22 protein-coding genes are annotated in these 18851 nt (G+C 49.0%); 20 read left to right on the top strand and 2 right to left on the bottom strand.

The features are described 5' to 3' along the window. The first annotated feature begins 9 nt into the window (after window positions 1–9). The 6 genes from GQY55_RS14700 (at window position 10) to GQY55_RS14675 (ending at window position 3882) form a co-directional block, all read left to right on the top strand. Window positions 10–906, top strand: coding sequence for an alpha/beta fold hydrolase (locus GQY55_RS14700; RefSeq protein ID WP_160042622.1), 897 nt, complete (start codon window positions 10–12; stop codon window positions 904–906). 219 nt (window positions 907–1125) lie between these two features. Next, entirely contained in the window at window positions 1126–1434 is a 309-nt protein-coding gene (locus GQY55_RS14695) for a hypothetical protein (RefSeq protein ID WP_328803740.1), read from the top strand. 360 nt (window positions 1435–1794) lie between these two features. Next, entirely contained in the window at window positions 1795–2259 is a 465-nt protein-coding gene (locus GQY55_RS14690; protein WP_160042621.1) for a GNAT family N-acetyltransferase, read from the top strand. Window positions 2260–2261: 2 nt separating this feature from the next. Then, entirely contained in the window at window positions 2262–2867 is a 606-nt protein-coding gene (locus GQY55_RS14685) for a histidine phosphatase family protein (protein WP_236575619.1), read from the top strand. 109 nt (window positions 2868–2976) lie between these two features. Continuing rightward, on the top strand, window positions 2977–3540 hold the full coding sequence (locus tag GQY55_RS14680) for a YdcF family protein (protein WP_160042619.1): 564 nt from the start codon (window positions 2977–2979) through the stop codon (window positions 3538–3540). A 96-nt stretch (window positions 3541–3636) separates the two neighbouring features. Continuing rightward, window positions 3637–3882 carry a hypothetical protein gene (locus GQY55_RS14675; protein ID WP_160042618.1) on the top strand — a complete coding sequence of 82 codons (246 nt, stop codon included), beginning with the start codon at window positions 3637–3639 and terminating at the stop codon, window positions 3880–3882. A 159-nt stretch (window positions 3883–4041) separates the two neighbouring features. Here GQY55_RS14675 and GQY55_RS14670 read toward each other — a convergent pair whose 3' ends face one another. Continuing rightward, window positions 4042–4887, bottom strand: a complete 846-nt coding sequence (locus tag GQY55_RS14670) for an SDR family NAD(P)-dependent oxidoreductase (protein WP_160042617.1) — start codon at window positions 4885–4887, stop codon at window positions 4042–4044. A gap of 193 nt (window positions 4888–5080) precedes the next feature. Between GQY55_RS14670 and GQY55_RS14665 the strand changes: the two genes are divergently transcribed. The 13 genes from GQY55_RS14665 to GQY55_RS14605 all read left to right on the top strand — a co-directional run bounded on the left by GQY55_RS14665 (window position 5081) and on the right by GQY55_RS14605 (window position 14768). Beyond that, window positions 5081–5992 carry an AraC family transcriptional regulator gene (locus GQY55_RS14665; protein ID WP_236575618.1) on the top strand — a complete coding sequence of 304 codons (912 nt, stop codon included), beginning with the start codon at window positions 5081–5083 and terminating at the stop codon, window positions 5990–5992. Between the two features lie 230 nt (window positions 5993–6222). Beyond that, window positions 6223–7077 carry a CPBP family intramembrane glutamic endopeptidase gene (locus GQY55_RS14660; protein WP_201452164.1) on the top strand — a complete coding sequence of 285 codons (855 nt, stop codon included), beginning with the start codon at window positions 6223–6225 and terminating at the stop codon, window positions 7075–7077. A 10-nt stretch (window positions 7078–7087) separates the two neighbouring features. Beyond that, on the top strand, window positions 7088–7327 hold the full coding sequence (locus tag GQY55_RS14655; protein ID WP_160042615.1) for a DUF3977 family protein: 240 nt from the start codon (window positions 7088–7090) through the stop codon (window positions 7325–7327). A gap of 45 nt (window positions 7328–7372) precedes the next feature. After that, entirely contained in the window at window positions 7373–8095 is a 723-nt protein-coding gene (thyX, locus tag GQY55_RS14650) for an FAD-dependent thymidylate synthase (RefSeq protein ID WP_160042813.1), read from the top strand. A gap of 31 nt (window positions 8096–8126) precedes the next feature. After that, window positions 8127–8537: a GNAT family N-acetyltransferase gene (locus tag GQY55_RS14645; RefSeq protein WP_160042614.1), complete on the top strand. Its 411-nt coding sequence runs from the start codon at window positions 8127–8129 to the stop codon at window positions 8535–8537. 31 nt (window positions 8538–8568) lie between these two features. Next, window positions 8569–9138, top strand: coding sequence for a GrpB family protein (locus GQY55_RS14640; protein ID WP_160042613.1), 570 nt, complete (start codon window positions 8569–8571; stop codon window positions 9136–9138). Further along, window positions 9072–9245 (top strand): aminoglycoside 6-adenylyltransferase, encoded by a 174-nt coding sequence (locus GQY55_RS31950; protein WP_328803739.1) that lies wholly within the window; start codon window positions 9072–9074, stop codon window positions 9243–9245. Before GQY55_RS14640 ends, GQY55_RS31950 begins: the two co-directional genes overlap by 67 nt. A 20-nt stretch (window positions 9246–9265) precedes the next feature. Further along, entirely contained in the window at window positions 9266–9913 is a 648-nt protein-coding gene (locus GQY55_RS14630) for a hypothetical protein (RefSeq protein WP_160042611.1), read from the top strand. After that, window positions 9913–10419 (top strand): GNAT family N-acetyltransferase, encoded by a 507-nt coding sequence (locus tag GQY55_RS14625; protein WP_236575617.1) that lies wholly within the window; start codon window positions 9913–9915, stop codon window positions 10417–10419. The genes GQY55_RS14630 and GQY55_RS14625 overlap by 1 nt, the downstream gene beginning before the upstream one ends. Before the next feature lie 239 nt (window positions 10420–10658). Further along, complete coding sequence (locus GQY55_RS14620) at window positions 10659–10835, top strand: hypothetical protein (RefSeq protein ID WP_160042609.1); 177 nt, start codon at window positions 10659–10661, stop codon at window positions 10833–10835. A 407-nt stretch (window positions 10836–11242) separates the two neighbouring features. Beyond that, window positions 11243–12175, top strand: a complete 933-nt coding sequence (locus GQY55_RS14615) for an ABC transporter permease (protein WP_236575642.1) — start codon at window positions 11243–11245, stop codon at window positions 12173–12175. Between the two features lie 16 nt (window positions 12176–12191). Continuing rightward, window positions 12192–13100, top strand: coding sequence for a carbohydrate ABC transporter permease (locus tag GQY55_RS14610; protein ID WP_036714159.1), 909 nt, complete (start codon window positions 12192–12194; stop codon window positions 13098–13100). A gap of 57 nt (window positions 13101–13157) precedes the next feature. Further along, window positions 13158–14768, top strand: coding sequence for an ABC transporter substrate-binding protein (locus GQY55_RS14605; RefSeq protein WP_160042607.1), 1611 nt, complete (start codon window positions 13158–13160; stop codon window positions 14766–14768). A gap of 66 nt (window positions 14769–14834) precedes the next feature. Here the strand turns inward: GQY55_RS14605 and GQY55_RS14600 are convergent, their stop codons facing one another. Continuing rightward, window positions 14835–17126: a helix-turn-helix domain-containing protein gene (locus GQY55_RS14600; protein ID WP_160042606.1), complete on the bottom strand. Its 2292-nt coding sequence runs from the start codon at window positions 17124–17126 to the stop codon at window positions 14835–14837. Between the two features lie 282 nt (window positions 17127–17408). On the opposite strand from GQY55_RS14600, the gene GQY55_RS14595 reads away from it, so the two are divergent. Next, on the top strand, window positions 17409–18797 hold the full coding sequence (locus tag GQY55_RS14595; RefSeq protein WP_160042605.1) for an alpha-L-fucosidase: 1389 nt from the start codon (window positions 17409–17411) through the stop codon (window positions 18795–18797). Window positions 18798–18851 lie beyond the last annotated feature (54 nt).

Genomic DNA, 18851 nt, shown 5'->3' with positions numbered 1-18851 from the left:
GGTAAAACGATGACTAAGCTTATACCGATTCGCGGAACAAGGATTTACATCGAGGAGTTCGGTGAAGCCGGCAAAGAAACATTGCTATATTTGCATGGCGGCCCCGGCGCGAGCTGTATTGATTTTACGTATCATCAGGCGTTGGCGTTGTCTTCGTCGATTCGGGTGATCGCCATCGATCAGCGGGGAGTGCTGCGGTCCGACCCGATCCTCAAGGAGGATTCGTTCGGCGTTCAAGACATCATCGAAGATTGCGAAGAGCTGCGACGCACATTAGGGATCGAACGCTGGTCCGTTTTGGGACATTCTTTTGGCGGATATATTGCGCTAATGTACGCAAGCCAGTATCCGGATGCAGTCAAAAAGGTCATGTATGAAGCGCCGATGTTTGACCAGACGCTTTCGATGAAATCGTTATTCAGACGCGCCCTGCCGCTGTTTGAACAAGAAAATCAAACGGATCGAGTCCAAGAGTGCATTCAATACATCGATGGTTCGTTTTCGCCAAGCGAGCTTTGGGAAGCCTGGATCCGCATCGGGAATCTTTTGGGGAACCGGCGGGATGAGGTTTATTTTCATGGGATTGATCCAAGCGAATACAACGCCATATTCGAAAATACCTACCTGACGGAAGACCAGTGGGGCAGGAGTTATGTGCACGGTCGCCGATTGCAGGAGGAAGGGAAGCTTTTTGAGAGTTTGCTGCCCCTGCTGCCGCAAGTCGAACATCCTTCGCTGCTTCTGTCAGGAAAATATGATCCGGTATGCTGCGAAGAACAAACGCATGCGTTCCGGGATTTAACCCCCAACGGGCGTATTGTCGTATTTGAAAACAGCGGCCATTTTCCGAGAATCGAAGAGCCTTCGAAATATACGGACGAGGTGCTGAAATTTATTTTGGAATAGGTCTTTTCATTTTAGGCGGAGGCGGGACGGATCTTCGAAAGGAAGGGGAACGACGGAGAACAACATGAAGCTTTTACCCGAATATGCGCAAATCTTGATCGTTGGCGTTGTTTTTCGAAAGGAATGGAGCTGGTACATCACCGAACGGGAGTATTGGTTTCTCAATACCGAGATGGAGGAACGGTTTGGCATTGAAATATTGGACGAAACGACGGCAGAATGTTTTTTGAAAAAATACACGACTATAAAGTGGCTACAAGCGACCTGGCACGCATGCTAATCGAGCTGGAAGACGCGTTTGGGAGTTATGACGACGTGCTGGAATTTATGCCTACGATCTATGTGGATTTTGACCAAAAGATGCTTTATTCGCTTTTTCCGGAGCCGATGTCTTTTGAAGATTACGTACCTGACGGTTGGATCGGGGCATATAAGGATTTTTATGCGCTTGTGCCTGAACGTGAACGGTATTGGATGATTCAGGGGGAAAGCTTTTTTGAACGGATGTGGAATAAGTTCAGGGCTTAGAAGAAAAGGAAGATGGACGATGGCATAAACGGCCCCAGCCCCAGGGAAGACAAGGCGAAGGCCGTTTGCAATGGCGATTCAAAAAGCGCTGTTATTTTTCAAAAGGTTGGAATTCGATTTGATCCGCAATCAAAGCCTGCTTGGCCGGATCGAATGTATATCTAATATTAAAATCGCATACATAAACCGGGGAAGGTCCGACACTTCCGGGTAATCTCAACACGATGTCTTGATTCTCCAATTGATATTGAACGACGCCGCCGAATTGAACTTGATCTTGATCTTGGAAGTGATTCAACGATATTCGTGATGTTAGAATAGACGGCACAAGTAGGAGAAGAAAAAAGGAGGCGTACTCGTTTGCAAACAAGGAACCTCATCATCCGCCATGCAGAACCCGAAGATGTTCCCGGAATGTGGCCGATCATTGAAGATCATTCAGACCAGAATAAAGAATTGTTTGTATGCAGAGTGCTGGAAAAAAGATTGCTGGCAGATCATTATATTCCGGTGGCGTTGCTTGAAAATCAAGTGCTGGGATATGCATGGGTTCACGATTATGGCCCGCATATTCGGACCGGACACAGCACGGCAAGATTAAATGACCTATTCGTTAGCGGCGGCCATCGGAGAAAAGGCGTGGGTCACCAATTGTTCCAGGCGGTCAAAAGCTGGTGCGATGCAAGGCAAGTCAGATGGCTGCAGTGGCAATCAAGCGCCGCAGGACTTCCCTTTTACGAAAGTTTGGGGTTTAAAGGTGATTCTTGTCCGGATCCGGAGCATCCTTTTTTCGAAATCGAATTCAGCGCAAAAAAGAAAACTTGAACATGGATGAAACTTTTAAGCAGAGAGGTGATTACATGGAGATTGTTTTTATCCGCCATGGCCACGGGGAGCATCTTATCGATTATCCCCACCAGTTAAACAAGCTGCATCCGGGATTAACGAGTCGCGGAATTTCACAAATACAGACCCTGCGGCAGGAGTTACCTATATATGATGAAGACCTCGTTTTGGTCAGTCCAACCAAGCGCACGATCGAAACGGCCCGAATTTTATGCCCAGCCAAAAAGATTTATGTGACTCCGCTCGTTGGTCCCCGCATGTTTCCGCAAAATCCTGATTATCCGGCACTTGTCTGTGATGAGATTTACACCAAGGAAGAGGTCCGGGTGTTTGATCCTGAATGCGAGGTATTGGATTTGGGGTTGGATTGTTGGACGGAAGGGATTAATCGAATGGATCAAAACGTTTTTGAAATATACGCCGGGAAACTATTGGATTGGTGCCTTGGCCGCGCCAAGCGGGTGATCATCATTTCTCACGACGGAACGATCACGAACTACCGGTTATTGTTAGGGGAAAAAGATTTAACACGCGATGATTTTCTTGGAGAGGCGGGAGTATTTGAAACGAAAATTTTTTCACATTAGGTTTTAATAATAGATTCCTGTATCGACACTCCGGCTTCGGATGTCATATGTTATATTGGAAGTTAACACTAGATTGCTAGAGCGTCCGAGCGAACAGGAGGTGTTGGACATGAAATATCCTTTTGATTGTCTTACGGATCTTGTTTTTGTCGAAGAAGAGCCCATTCTTCCGGCCGATATCATCCTGGTGCCGGGGGGAAGTCACACGGATCCGATGAGCATGGCATCTGAACTATACCTTGCCGGTATGGCGCCATATATTTTGCCGTCGGGTGGATACAATATGAAGCTTGGGATGACCGAATGGGAATTTTTTCGGGATATCGGCGTCTCGATGGGCGTCCCTGAGCACGCCATTCTTAAGGAAGACCAAGCCAAAAATACGTTTGATAACGCCAGAAACTCTTGGAAGGTTATACAAGACAACCATATCGAAGTGAAGCGGGCCATTATGGTATGCAAATCTTATTTTTCCAGAAGGGCGCTGATGACATATCAAACGGTATTTCCGCCAAGCGTAACCATTCAAGTCATGCTGGACGATCTGCGGATCAATCGGGATAATTGGTTTCAAGACGAAGAAGGCATCCGATTGGTGCTGACGGAGGCGAAGAAAATATCGACTTATTTTGCCTACCATATCCCCAATTGGGTAAAACAAAACGGAAGTTGATGCTAAAAAGCTGAGCGGACCGGGGCGAATTCTTTGCGGCTATGACATTGGATTCGCCCGCTTGTTTCGACCCCATATTTTGAAAAGGAGAACGCGATGATCGAAATTTTAGAGGAGCCGGTGGGCGAAACTTATCGTTCAATGGTCTCGTTGGCGTTTGACGTTTGCGTTGAATTCATTTTAGTCAAAAGGGATCAAATTTCATTGAATCCGAATGCGGAAGCGTTACTCAATCAGCTCAAGCCTTATGTGAAAAAAAAGAAGCGGCAAGATCATTGGCCGGGAACAAATTTATTCGGGCATTATGCCGACGTATATTATTTGGCTGCGCCGAAGAATTAAAGGAGCTGCTCTTACATATTTCAGACCGATTATATCAATGGATGCAACCGGAATGGGAACTAGCACGCAAAGACCCGAAGAAGAGAAAAGGGGAGGTCAAATAATGACCAAAAAAGACGCCCATTAAATGAGCGTCAACCAATCAACGACTACAAGCGATCATTGATAGTTACTATCAGTCCTTTCACTTATTTTCTTATTTACCTGTATATCTTCAAGCAGTCCGGTTAATTTTTCGGTTGCCCGCTGGTATGCATCGGATCCTAAAAATAAGCAGGTCGGTGGGTTGTCGGATTCTACCAACTCGATGAAGACTTCGGCAGCTTTTTCCGGATCACCAAGTTGCTTGCCATGATTCGATACAAATTGTCTAATGCCCTCATGGAGAGGAAGATAATCCGCGATTTTATAATCCGCCACAACAAGAGATTCGGCTGTATTAAACTCAGTTCTAAATCCCCCCGGCGCAACAACCGTTACATGAATGCCCATAGATTTAACATCCTGAGCTAACACATCAGACATCCCCATAATGGCCGATTTAGTAGCAGCATAAATACTCCATCCCGTGTGCGGAGCAAGTCCAGCGATGGATGAAATATTAATGATGTGGCCATAGCGTTTCGCCCTCATGTAGGGCAAAACACTTTGGATAACATAAATACTGCCAAACACATTAACTTCAAAGCTTGACATGATCTCCTGTTTGGAAAGTTCCTCGATAGCTCCACCAATTCCGTATCCCGCGTTGTTTACCGCTACATCTATTTGTCCGAAAAATTCGTATGCCAATTTCATGGATTGATCAATAGACTCAGAACTTTTCAAATCCACTTGGAGTGGCAAAAAACGATCTTCTGGGACCTGACCAACCGCTCGTTTTAGATCCTCTAAGTTTCTTGATGTAGCGGCGACCCGGTAATTGTTTTCTAGCAACTTTTTTACAAGAGCAAGTCCAAGACCTTTCGAAGCCCCTGTAACATACCATACCTTTTGTTCCGGCAATGATATCTCATCCTTTCATTTTATCTGTTTTTGTTTTGTATCAGCACCTGCTTTATTATGGATCAAAACTTGCTCTGACCTGTATAAGAAAACTTTCAACTTTATGCCTATTCTTGTCATACTCTTAACAAACTCAATGCTTTACTTTATATTTAAAAGCATGAGAGACATCATATGAACAGAGGTGTTCCGTGTGACCGAAATCACTTTGCAACAGCAAGAGTTAGCGGGACTCATCAGAAAGTTTACCGGAAAAGATGGGGATCATAAGACATTAATTCCTTCACTCCATCTCATCCAAGACTCCAATGCCATGGTCCCAATATGCAGAATTCAAAGGCCATCCTTATGCATCGTTGCTCAAGGAGAAAAAGTTATCATTCTGGGCAATGAAAGTTACAAATACGGCGTTTGCGACTATTTGGCTGTATCTTTAGATGTGCCAATATCCGGACAGGTGATCAAGCCTTCGCCAGAAGCTCCCTTTTTGTCAATCCGACTTGATCTTGATCCAGGAGAGATCTTTGAAATCATGAAGGAGACTCATCTTTATCCCGAAAGCATAGATCATTATCCAAAAAGCTTATTTGTTGGGAAGATGAACACTAGCCTTCTTGATGCGGTGATTCGGCTGGTAAGACTATTGGAAACTCCAAAAGATATATCAGCATTAGCACCATTAATAATAAAAGAAATCATTTATAGGCTACTTAATGAAAAAGAAGGGGATGTTTTCAAGCAAATTGCCACATCCGGTAGTCATTTTGCAACGATTGCAGAGGTAGTAGAACTGATTAAAACAAACTTTGACAAACCTTTACGCATTAATGAATTAGCGCAGATCGCCAATATGAGTTCTTCATCACTGTATCGACATTTCAAGCAAGTCACTGCGATGACCCCCGTTCAATATCAGAAACAGCTGCGATTACAAGAAGGGCGGCGACTTTTAATGACTGAAAAATACAACGTTGCAGATGTTGCATATCATGTCGGCTATGAAAGTCCTTCTCAATTCAGTCGCGAATATGCCCGATTATTTGGGTGTCCTCCGACTACCGATATTTTGCGAATGCAATCCACAACAAATTTGTCTACTAGTTAACATCTTTTAGTTGATTAAACTTTGTAAGGATGGTGAATTACCCCATGTTTACCATTCGCTGCGACTGCAGCTATTCTTTTTATTCAGAATATTGCTCAGGCTGGTCAGTTTAATGATGGCTCTATCACCGTTCACCCGCTCCAATAGATTCGTCTCGCCTTTGAATGGAGTTCATCAAACAATTCTTTATCAATATCGGCGTAAGAAATCAATCATTTTTGGAGGGACTTATGTATAACCGAACGGTATGGAACATGGTTATTTTTGTATTGGTCGCTCTCCTTAGCGGCTGGATCGGCGTTATGGTCGATTCCGTGATGGCGGACCAGCCGGAAGGGGGCTCGCTTGGGATGGGCGTTTGGCTGGTGCTGCCGATGCTGACGGTTATATTGTCCCTTTGTTTTACGAAATCAGGCTTCAGGGAGATCGGTTTTCGGCCGAATATCCAAGGAAACGTCAAGTGGTACGTGGCTTCGCTGCTCATTTTTCCCGTTGTTACGGGGATTGTGCTGCTTATCGGGGCCGGAACCGGTTGGATCGATTTTTCGGGATTAGACTTTTCAACATTTTTTGGTGTGTTTGCCGGCATGCTGGCTGTCCATTTTATCAAAAATATTTTTGAGGAAACGATTTGGCGCGGGTTTCTGACCTCACAGCTTGTGAAGCTTCATCTTAGCGACTGGAAGGTGTATCTTATTGTCGGCTGCGTGTGGGGTGCGTGGCATATTCCGTATTACCTGGTGTTTTTGCCCGAAGCGGACATGGAGCCTGTCCTACCGGTTGGCCGGATGATGTTTGCGGTCGTCGCGTTTTTGACGATGATTTGCTGGGCCGTTATGTTTATCGAGCTTTATCGGGTTACGAAATCGATTTGGCCTTGCATCATTTTACATATGGTAGAAGATTCGCTTGTGAATCCGTTGGTCATTTCGGGATATATCCATATTGTTCCTAGTAAGGAAATCGTACTTTCTCCAATCAACGGGATTGTCACGACATTGCTGTATTTGGCGGTGGGATTCGGAATCCGGGCCTATCGGAAATCCAGAGAGACGATTCTACATCGGCCCACATTCAAATACTGAGGTGAACGGCTTGAAAAAATATACGGAAATCGGATTCGGCAATACATGGTTTATACGAACGGAATTCGAGGATTCGGATGGCACGGAGAGGGAAGTTCGGGGGTTTACGGCACCGTTTAAGCTGCAATCGGTCTATTTCAGGTTATGGATCGGAAAAAAGGTCATCATATTTGATTCGAAGGAAGGTTTAAAGCTATCATCCAAGAATAGGAAAAGCTTTAAACTCGTTATCGGGTTTATGGGAATTTAACGGTACCATCACGTCGAGCAGAAAACAAACTAGGGGGAATGGATGATGTCGATGATCGAGGTTTTGGATAAAGGGTATGTACGGCTGGTCAACCATATGGGATCCGATTTGACGGTCGTGAATGCGGCACGGGTGTCTTATGCCAAAGAGTCGAAGGAGTTGAATGACAAAGATATCCGGTTGATCAAATTTTTGGCCCGAGAGGGGCATACTTCACCATTTCGTCACGTGATCATGCAATTTGAAATTTACGCGCCGCTGATGGTGGCAAGGCAATGGTGGAAATACGTTATAGGCTCCGCGCATGCCGAAGGAACGGGCGACAGCTTGGAGGCGTGGAACGAGTCGAGCCGTCGATATATTACGGAAGAACCGACATTTTACATACCGGGAGAACAACAATGGCGGAGCAAGCCGGAAAATTCCAAACAGGGCAGCGGGGCTGCGCTCGGGAATGAAGCGGGGCAAAAATTAACGAAGGAATTGATCGATTATATCGAGCTGGGCGTTCAAAAATATGAAGCCGCCCTGCAGGACGGCGTTTGCGCGGAGCAGGCGCGATTATTTTTGCCTTCCTACGGCATGTACGTGAGATGGTATTGGACGGCGTCGCTGCAGGCGGTTTGCCATTTTTTGAACCAAAGATTGGAGCATGACGCCCAAAAAGAAATACAAGACTACGCTAAAGCGATTTTGGAGCTCAGCAAGCCGCTTTATCCCGTATCCGTCGAGGAATTGATGGTTCGATCAGAAACATTGGAGGTTTAAGGTCATATAGAAGAGGAGAAATGAGCCGAATATGATATCTAGAAGTTCGAATGAAGAAAGCAGCTACGTTAGAAACAAACTGATCGAATTTAACGCCGGCCAGCTGCCGGATGATCTAAAGAATCGTTATGAGGAAATCAATTTGCATGTAAGGGATGGCGAAGGGAACATTATTGCCGGTCTGCTTAGCGTCATGTGTTGGAACTGGCTGGAGGTCGACATTTTATGGGTGGATCCCCGTTATCGAAAGCAAGGACAAGGCTCCAAGCTGCTGATGGAGGCGGAAAAGATTGCGCGGGAAAAGGGATGCACCTTCATTAAGCTGAATACGTTCAGCTTCCAGGCACCGGAGTTTTACAAAAAGCACGGTTACCGCGAAATCGCCGTCATCGACGACGCGCCGCGGGGATTCAAGCATTATTATTTTAAGAAGGATTTGTAGGGAAATCACAAGGATAACCAAGGAGAACCTTATGCCGGACAACACATATTATCTCGCCCCGTACGACCCGGACTGGAAAAGAGAGTTCGCGGAGCTCGGAGCACGCATCAAACATGCGCTGGGAGACGTTGCCCTTCGGGTTGATCATATCGGTTCGACCTCGGTGGAGGGGCTGGCGGCCAAACCCATCATCGACATTCAGGTTTCGGTGGCTTCTTTAGAGCCGATTGAGCTGTACAAACCGCAAATGGAGGCGATCGGTTTCATCCACCAGGCGGACAACGAGGAGCGGACCAAGCGGTATTTTAGGGAGTCGCCGGGCCAAAAAAGGGTGCACATCCATGTCCGGGAGCAGGGAAGCTTCGGCGAGCAGTTTGCGCTGTTGTTCCGGGATTATTTGCGGGAGCATCCGTCGGAAGGGCAATTATACGTTGCGGAAAAGCGGAGGCTTATGCGTGAGTATCCGGATGAGCGGCAGAAGTATGTCGAAGAAAAAGAACCGATGATTTGGGAGATTATGCGGAGAGCAAGCCGGTGGAGCCAGCGGGTCGGGTGGAAACCGGGGCCTGCGGTCTTTTCCGAAAACTGGCCTGCGAGGTAGCGGAAGAACTATCTTACGATTATCCGTTCCAGGACGACGCCAACATGACTCGATATCTTCAGCATGTGAGAACGCTGCCTGCGGATGCGAAAGAGATTTTAGCGTAAAACACGAGGAGGTATATGCCATGCCATGGCCCATGGTCCATTTTGCAGTCGCCCAAAGATTATTCGAGCCCGGTCCTTCGCCCGCTTTTTTGTTAGGCAGCATTTCGCCCGACGCGATTCATGCCCGGGAGCATGTCACCCGGAAGGAAAAGGGCGTTACCCACCTGGTACACGAAGGACGGTTTCCAAGCATTCAAACGCTTCAGCATGCCTGCGTTTCCTATTTGGACCAACACCGGGACCCGGATTGGAAGGCATTCGTTTGGGGGTATTTTGCGCACATTTATACGGATATCCGGTGGACCGAAACGCTTTACGCTGATTTTGAGCGGGAGTATGCCGGCGATTCCGACAAGATCAGGGATACGTATAACCGTGAGGTCAGCCAGCTGGAGTTCGATTTGCTGAAACGGGAGCCGTGGGCGCAGGATGCACTCATCCAATTGCGGCAGGCGCGCGCTTTTGCGGTTGAACCGCTCCTTACGCCAGACGAAGTCAACCGGTACCGGGACATGAAACTCGCATGGCTGGAAGAGGAGCGTCATGAGCCGAAGATCGAAACCATGTATTTTCAAGAGACCAAAGCGAGGCGTTTTATCGAAAAAACAGCGGAGGAAATAACGGAATGGGTTGCTTGGGGATTCCCAAGGGAGAGGAGCGTCACCTAATGTACATTCAAAACATACAACGAGAGCAGGCGGCCGAGTTCTGGAAGCTGCGGCTTGAAGCGTTGAAAACGCATCCCGAAGCCTTTGGCTCCTCCTATGAGGATCAAGTGCATACGCCGATGAATGAGGTCGAACTGAGAATCAACAATGAACCGGATAATTATATCCTTGGCGCGTTTACGGAAGAGGGCGAACTTGTCGGGATGGCCGGATTCCGCCGGGAACCGGGCAGGAAGGTCCGGCATAAAGGCATGGTGTGGGGAGTGTACGTCGTTTCCGCTCATCGCGGCAAAGGCATCGCCAAACAGCTCATGGCGGAAATTTTGCGCCGGGGTCAAGAAATCGAAGGCTTGCGGCAGATCCAGCTGTCGGTGGTGACGGCCAACACGGCTGCGGCGGCGCTATATAAGGGATTGGGTTTTGTCGGTTACGGCCTGGAAAAAGAAGCATTGATCGTGGACGGACGGATGTACGACGAAGAGTTTATGGCGTATTTTTTAGGATAAACCATGGCGGTTGCGAACGTTCATCCATTGTAGGGTTGCTTCAGGCGAGGATATAGTTAATGTTATTACCATAGATCTTGATGATATGGGGTGATTCCTTGAGGCTAACCCTTCGTTTTATTCTGAGTTGTATTTTCGCCGTTTGCTTCTCCTCATGCAATGATCAGGTTTCGTCCACCGCTTCTTATATCCAGGTCATCGGTAAAGAAACCGGGGAAAGAGGGAGCAGCACCATCACCGTGAAAAATCCATACGATAAAAACGCAAAGCCATTCGAAATAACCATTGCGGATGAGATGCTCTGGAATTTGATCGAAGTCGACCGCATTTATTTTTCTTCTTATGAAACGTATGGCAATGGAGATGTAAAGCTCGAAATGATTAAATATCCGGATGATGCATCACCCAAAAAGTAGACTCAAGGGAGAGATTCCCTTGGGTCTTTTTACATGTGTCCTTTTGATTCGAAAACGTTATCATGGGGGCTGCAAGCTTTGCGGAAAAACCGACCGGGGATTATGAAAAGGCTGTCATAAGGTGTCGATTGGTCATATTTGATGTCGTTCTGAAAGCCTTTTCCCGCAAGCAAAAACGACATATTGTCTGCCTGTCACCCCCGATTGTCACACGGCCAAAACCCTGATGTGGCGCGGGTTTGCGCCGCTTCTAAAATGACATATTTACGATGCTTGGACATTTGTCTATCGTTAAGCATGTAAGCGCTAGCAACCCTGCATAACTTCTAGAGAAAACAAACAGAAAGAAATCATATGAAAGGGGTGATCCTATGCAGGATACAAAAGCTGCTGTTCCGGGCAATGCAATGTTGAAACCGGGAAAGGTCGGTACCGGCAAGGGCGTCTGGAAGAGAATCATAACCAACTGGGAATTGTACATCTTTATTGCGCCAGCGTTTCTGTACTTTCTCATTTTCTCTTACGGGCCGATGTACGGCATTCAGATCGCGTTCAAAAACTTCATTCCGACAAAAGGGATTTCGGGAAGCCCGTGGGTCGGCTTCGACCATTTCGAGCGCTTCTTCCATTCCTATTATTTTTGGGATTTGTTATGGAACACACTGAGCATCAGCCTGTACGAACTCGCCATCGGATTTCCGATTCCGATTATTTTGGCGCTCGCTTTCAATGAAGTGAGAAACGGTTTCTTCAAGAAACTGGCTCAAACGGTAACGTATGCGCCGCATTTTATTTCCGTCGTGGTCATGGCCGGGATGATTATTTCCTTCTTGTCTCCATCGACAGGGATCGTGACGCACATCATTGAAGGTCTTGGCTTTAAATCACCGGACTTCTTGACGGATCCGAGATGGTTTAAAACGATGTATGTATTGTCCGGCGTGTGGCAGAGCGCGGGCTGGGGAACGATCATTTACCTCGCGGCGCTTTCCGGGGTGGATCCGGGACTTCACGAAGCGGCGATCATCGACGGGGCCTCGCGGTTCCAGCGCATTCGCCACATTAACATCCCGACGCTGGTCCCTACGATGACAATCCTGCTCATTTTGAACATGGGTAGCTTGCTGGGAGTAGGCTTCGAAAAGATTCTCCTGCTGCAAAACCCGCTGAACATGGAATCTTCGGACGTCATTTCCACGTTCGTGTACCGCTCCGGGCTCGTGGATGCCCAGTACAGTTTCTCGACAGCGATCGGCTTGTTTAACTCCGTGATCAACTGCGTGATGCTGATCGTCGTGAACCAGATTGTGCGCCGGACGAGCGAGAATAGTTTGTGGTAGAAAAGGAGGGGCACGGATGTTAACAGGCGTAAAAGAAACCAAACGCGACAAGATCTTTGTAATTTGCAACTACATTTACGTGCTTCTGGCTTTCCTGATCGTATTTTATCCGCTCATCTACATGATCAGCGCATCGATCAGCAATCCGAAGTTCGTAGGCTCCGGGGAAATGTGGCTGTGGCCGAAAGGCATCACCTTTGACGGCTATAAGCGCGTGTTCGAAAATTCAAGCATTTGGATCGGCTACGGCAATACGATTTTGTACACGGTCGTGGGTACCGCGATCAACCTGATCGTAACGCTGCCTGCAGCGTATGCGCTGAGCCGCAAGGACTTCGTCGGACGCAACTTCTTTATGGGCATGTTTATGGTGACCATGTTCTTTGGCGGCGGTCTGGTGCCGACCTACCTGCTCGTCAAGCAGCTCGGCATGATCAACTCCATGTGGGCGATCGTGATTCCGTCTGCCGCATCGATTTGGAACATCATCGTTTCCCGCACGTTTTTCCAAAGCTCGATTCCGAAGGAGCTGCAGGAAGCGGCCCAAATCGACGGTTGTACCAACATGCGGCTGTTCGTCAAAATCATTCTGCCGCTGTCGATGCCGATTATCGCGGTTATGGCGTTGTTTTACGGCGTCGGCAACTGGAACAGCTACTTCTCGGCGCTCATTTATTTGAATGATTCCGCCAAATATCCGCTGCAGCTCGTCTTGCGCCAAATTCTCGTTTTGCAGGAGATGGCGGCCCAGGGCGGAGGGGCGATCGACGCTTCGACAGCCGCTGCGATGAACAGCAAAGCCGAAATCGCGGCGCTGGTCAAATACGCGGTCATCATCGTCGCAACGCTTCCAGTCATTGTAATTTACCCGTTCTTGCAGCGTTATTTCGTTCAAGGTGTTATGATTGGTTCCGTAAAGGGCTGATCTTGCTAAATGGGGATTTTGCAAAATCCCGATCTACTAAAAAGGGGAGTTATACAGATGAAAAACATTCGCAAGGCTTCATCCATTTTACTTTGCCTTACCCTTTCCGCTTCCTTGCTTGCAGCATGCGGATCGTCCAAAGGCAGCGAAGGCGCATCCTCTTCGGCGCAGACACAGGCTGAAGGCGTGAAAAAAGACGGTTTTCCGATCGTGGACAAGCAGCTTACGCTGACCATGATGTCGCAGGACGCCGGCGTGGCGGACTGGAACCAAATGCCAGTGCTTAAAGAGATGGAAAAACTGACGAACATCAAATTCAATTATCAGCTTTCGCCGATCGACAGCTTTGCGACGAAGAAAAACCTGGTGTTCGCGAGCGGCGACTTGCCGGACGTATTTTACGGGGCGGATCTGAAGCCTGCTGAACAGGTGACCTACGGAACGCAGGGCGTCCTGATTCCTTTGGAAAAATACATCGACGGAGGTTACGCGCCAAACATCAAAAAAATCTTCGACGAGCATCCGGACATCCGCAAATCGTTTACGACGCCGGACGGTCATATCTATGCGCTTCCGAACGTCGACCTTTCCGCCGTCTGGTACCGCAGCCCGATGTGGTATAACGGCAAGTTCTTGAAAGCGCTAAACGTTACCGAGCTGCCAAAAACGACGGAAGAGCTGTACACGTACCTCAAACGCGTGAAAAACGAAGACCCGAACGGCAACGGCAAAAAGGACGAAATTCCGCTGACTTCCGTGAAGCTGGATGATCTGCGCATGTATTTCCTCGGCTTCTGGGGCATCTATGACGAAGTGATTTATGCGGATAAAGACGGCAAAGTGCATTACACGCCGCAAGAGGAAGGCTACAAAGGTTACCTGACGTTCATGAACCGCTTGTGGAAGGAAGATCTTCTGGACCACGAGACGTTCTCGCAAACGCCTGAACAGAAAAAAGCGAAGGGCCAAAACAACCAGATCGGCGTATTTAACGACTATTATCCATACTTTACGCTCGGCGGCGAACCAAGCGGCGATAACCCGCTCATGACGCCGGTGAAGAGCGAAATTCCAGGTTCTCCGGTATACGGCAAGCATCCGGGCATTTCGGCCAACGGCACGTTTGCGATTACGAGCAAAAACCCTGCTCCGGAAGCGACCATGCGCTGGATCGACTACCAATACGGATATGACGGCGCGACGCTGTTTGCCCAAGGTCCAGAAAACCTGCTGTGGAAATACAAAAACAAAGAAACGCATGAAAAAGAATGGCTTCCGGTTCCGGGAGGAAAAGACCGCGAGGAATACCGCGGCACAATGACGCCGAACTACGGCATTCTGACGCCGGGCATGAACTCCGCCGAGCTGACCAACGGTCTGAAGAGCGATTTCGACAAGTGGATCGACAAGGAAAATGCAGAGAAGCTTGTACCGATCGGCAAAACGCCGTTCCCTAACGTGTACTTGACGAATGAAGAGCAAAGCGAAGCAACGGCGCTGCTGTCCGATCTCAATACGTACGTTCAGCAGATGGAAGCGAAGTTCGTTACCGGACAAGAGCCGCTTTCCAATTGGGACAAATACGTCGCTCAGCTGAAAAAGATGGGCGCAGACCGTATCGTAGAGCTTTACCAAGGGGCATACGACCGCTGGAACTCCAAGAAGTAATTTATTAGCAGAACAAAATGAAGCCAACATGTCCCGGTCGTAAAGACCGGATGTTGGCTTTCATCATTATTCGCCGTCCAAATCGGATCCGGCTTGGCCGTCCGGCGAAAACAATTTGCGGTATTGGCCCGGCGTATAACCGGTTTCCTTCTTGAATTTCCGGATAAAGTTGGGCGTGTCCAGGTAACCGACCCGAAGGATGATGTCCTTTAACGGATCGTCCGTCGTCTTGAGCTGGTGCATCACTTCTTCCATCCTTTTTTGCCAGATGTACTGGATGAAGTTCAGTCCCATTTTATCCTTAAAGGAGCGGCTGACATGGGACGGGGAGATGCTGAACTCGAAAGCGACGGTTTCCAGGCTGAGCGTATTATCCGCGTAATGCTCGTCGATATAAGCGACGATCTGATCGATGATCGATTGCTCTTCCTTGCGCGTATCCTGCTCGACTTGCGCACAGATCTGCGAACACAGCTTCAAAAGGCTGCGTTCCAGTTCGTCCAAGGAATTGCCGTAGACCATATTCGGGGCGATTTCCTGCAGCATGCCGTTGTTGCCGAGCTCGGAAGCGGTTTTCAAAATGCTGTTCAGCAGATCGAAGCAAACGCAGCGGATCAGCAGCGCGGAATGCTCGGACGTATGCAGGCTTTGCATCGCCGAATGGACGATTTGGGCCGCGACGTCGTAACTTCCCTGCTTCAAGCTTTGCGAAAGCTTGAGCAGCGTGTTGTTCGGGATCCAGAATTCCTGGTCCTGCGTTTTGGACAGCTTTTCGAAATAAGTGACGGAGCCGTAATCGTTGGAAACGCGAAGCTCAAACGCCGAGCATGCCTCAATAAACGATTGGTTCAACTGATCCGGGCTCGAATAACAGGTGCCGACGCCGATCATCGGAATCGCTTCGAACGATTCGAGGATGTTGAAGCGCACCGCTTCAACGATCTGCCGGAGACGGGAGAATTCGTCCTTGCCGTCAAGGTTGAAGCTGATGATCAGGCCCAGCTGGTTCAGTTGGGACAGCTCGACGCCGTATCCATGGGCGCTCAGCTCCGGAATTTCAATTTGGGAAAGCAGTTCGATCATATCCTGGCGTTCTTGTTTTTCGTTTTCCGTCATCTGGTCTTTGTCCCAGCCGATCACCATCACGAAATGATGGGACTTGTCGAACCGGAGATCAAACGCCTCCTGCAGCTCGGGCGTCAAACTTTGGGCGCTGCCGTACTTCAGCAGCATGGACAGAAAATGGTTCCGGGCAAAAGGCTCCTGCAGGTCGACGCGCGAGCTGTATTCCTGCAAGGCCGTCCGGATCCGGTCCAGCTCGTTGCCCGAGGCGGGAGATCCTTCGGGGCGTTTGCCCCCCGATTTGGAGGCCGCAAACTCGACGAGCATCGAAATCGGTTGGTACTGCATGCGGGCCAGCACGACGGCAATGGCGGCCCCGACCAGCACGACGATGATAAACAGCATGATGATAAAGCTTCGCACATGCAGCACGCTGCTGAAAAACTGGGCGCTAGGCATGATCGTCACGTAACTCCAGCCGTTGTTTTCCGATTTGACGGAAACGATCGAATGCGCCTGTCCGTTGATGTTCCGGTCCTGGATGCCGGGCGACAAATTTTCGAACAGCGTCTTTGCGTCTTTTTCGTTCAAGGATTCCCCTTGACGGTTGTCGACCATGATATGTCCTTCGTTATCGAGGATATACGTTTGGCCTTGGTAGCTTCCGAGAATCGAATCGATCAGGCTGCTGAGCGCGGACTCCTTGATCAAATACATGACCGTTCCGTGAGGGGTGGAGCTTCCGGGCGTAATCGGAATCAGGTAAGCGAGCATCGTTTCCTGAATTCCGGAAGAGCTCGTTACGATGTCGGCCGGGCGCATGATCGGGTACGTCGCCTCGTTCAAATCCCGGTAAAGCGTGTCTTTGCTCCAGTTTTTAAAGCTGATGTTTTTTGCGAACACGTCGAAATTGTTCAAGCCTTTGCTGGAGTAGATTTTATCGTCCCGATGAAAATACAGGTACATTTCACCGATGATCGAGCTGGTGGCCTTGTATTGGTCCAGCGCCTGAATCGACTCCCAACTGGAGACCGGGTCATGAACCTGGTAACTCGCCAGACGTTTGTCGTAGGAGATACGGGTTGCGATTTCGCTGAGCTCCTTCATCCGTCCGTCGATGATGACTTTCGCCTGCGTCAATTGGGCAAGACGGGATTGCTCGATTTCGGAACGAAGATTCGTGACTGCGTTTTCATAAATGAAAATGGTCATGCAAATCAGAGGAATCAGCAGGATGAACAAATAGGACCAGATATATTTCAAAAACAGCTTGGATTTAAAGTAGTTTCGTTTCAACAATTCTGCCTCCCGTGCGAGCTGATGATCTTTAGGTACCTCATAATGATACCAACAAATCGGCGGTTTGGACATAGAAGGGCGGAAAGTTTCGAAATCGGCCATTTGGAAAAAGCGGGGCAACAAAGAGATTTACCTTCGTTTGAATAGAGGATTCGGCATCCTTTCGAAGAAGTATCTCTCAAAGACAGCGTTTTCATAATTCTGGTGAAAGGCTGGAAACCGCGTTTAAATCCGTTTTTGCAACGAAATCAAACCACAATCGTGACATGGAGGGTTAGCATGAGTGAAAAGGAACGTCTGATCGAAGAGGAAGAATCCGTTGTCGTGCAAGGGGTCCACAATTACAGCAGCGAGGAGAACTGGGTCAAACCCGAGGATCCGCTGCTTCTGGAGAGGCTCGAATGGTTCAAGGACCAAAAGCTCGGGCTGATGATGCACTGGGGGCCGTATTCCCAGCTGGGCCTGGTCGAATCCTGGGCGCTCAGCGACGTGGACGAGGAATGGTCCCGGAACGAAATCGACTGGGATATCGATGCCGAAGAACTGAAGCGGCAATATGTCGATCTCAACAAAACCTTTAACCCGCTGCGTTTCCAGCCGGATCTCTGGGCGGACCTTGCGGCGGACAACGGCTTCAAATATTTGAACTTTACGACCAAGCACCATGACGGATTTTGCATGTGGGATACCCATACCACCGATTATCGTATTACGGGGCCGGATTGTCCCTTCCATACGCATAAATACGCCGATATTACGAAGCAGCTGTTTAACGCGTTCCGGGCGAGAGGCCTCGGCATTTCCGCCTATTTCTCCAAAGCCGATTGGCATTCGCCGTATTATTGGGCGCCGGGCATGCGGCCGGGAACGACGACGTCCCGCGGACCGACCTATGATCCGAAGGAATACCCTTGGCTGTGGGAGCAATTCGTTCAGTTCACCCATGAACAGATTATGGAGCTGATGACGAACTACGGCCGGATCGACGTGTTGTGGCTGGACGCCGGCTGGGTTAACGACTACCGCGATCAGAACATCCGCCTCGGCGAAGTGGTGGAGAAAGCGCGCAAAATTCAGCCATGGCTTCTGTCGGCGGACCGCACGGTCGGCGGACCTTACGAAAACCTGATTACGCCGGAGCAAACGCTGCCTGAGCGCGCGCTTCACGTGCCGTGGGAAAGCTGCATCACGATGGGATCGGCGTTCTCGTTCCGATACGAGGATAATTACAAATCGGTTCGCCAGCTGATCCATCTTCTCGTCGAAATCGTGGCCAAAGGCGGCAACCTGGCGCTCAACGTCGGACCGCAGCCGGACGGAAGAATCTCCAGAACGGCGATTTCCCGGATTCAGGGCATGGGAGCCTGGCTGAAGGTTCATGGCGAAGGCATCTACGGAACGAGAGTTTGCGAGCCGTATTCGGTGGGCAACGTGCAGTTTACGCAAAAAGACGGCAAAATCTATGCCTTCTACCTGTACAAGGATGAGAACGAAACCGTTCCGGAAGAAATCCATCTGCCGCTGCAGAAGGAGTTCGGCCGGATCGACCTGATCGGCGGGCCGGAAGGGCTCGAGTACCGCAAGACGGAAAACGGCATCGCCGTGCGTCTCCCGGAGAAAGAGCGCGAGGCCAAAGCGCCGATCGCGCATGCGTTCCGGATTCAATAACGCAATCCTATCGCAAGGCTGACATATTCGCATGATGTATCGGACTCAACATGA

Source organism: Paenibacillus sp. USDA918EY (assembly GCF_009870825.1).
GTDB lineage: Bacteria > Bacillota > Bacilli > Paenibacillales > Paenibacillaceae > Paenibacillus_AQ > Paenibacillus_AQ albilobatus.
The sequence above is the reverse complement of the archived record's forward strand: the minus strand, read 5'-3'. Positions and strand labels throughout refer to the sequence as shown.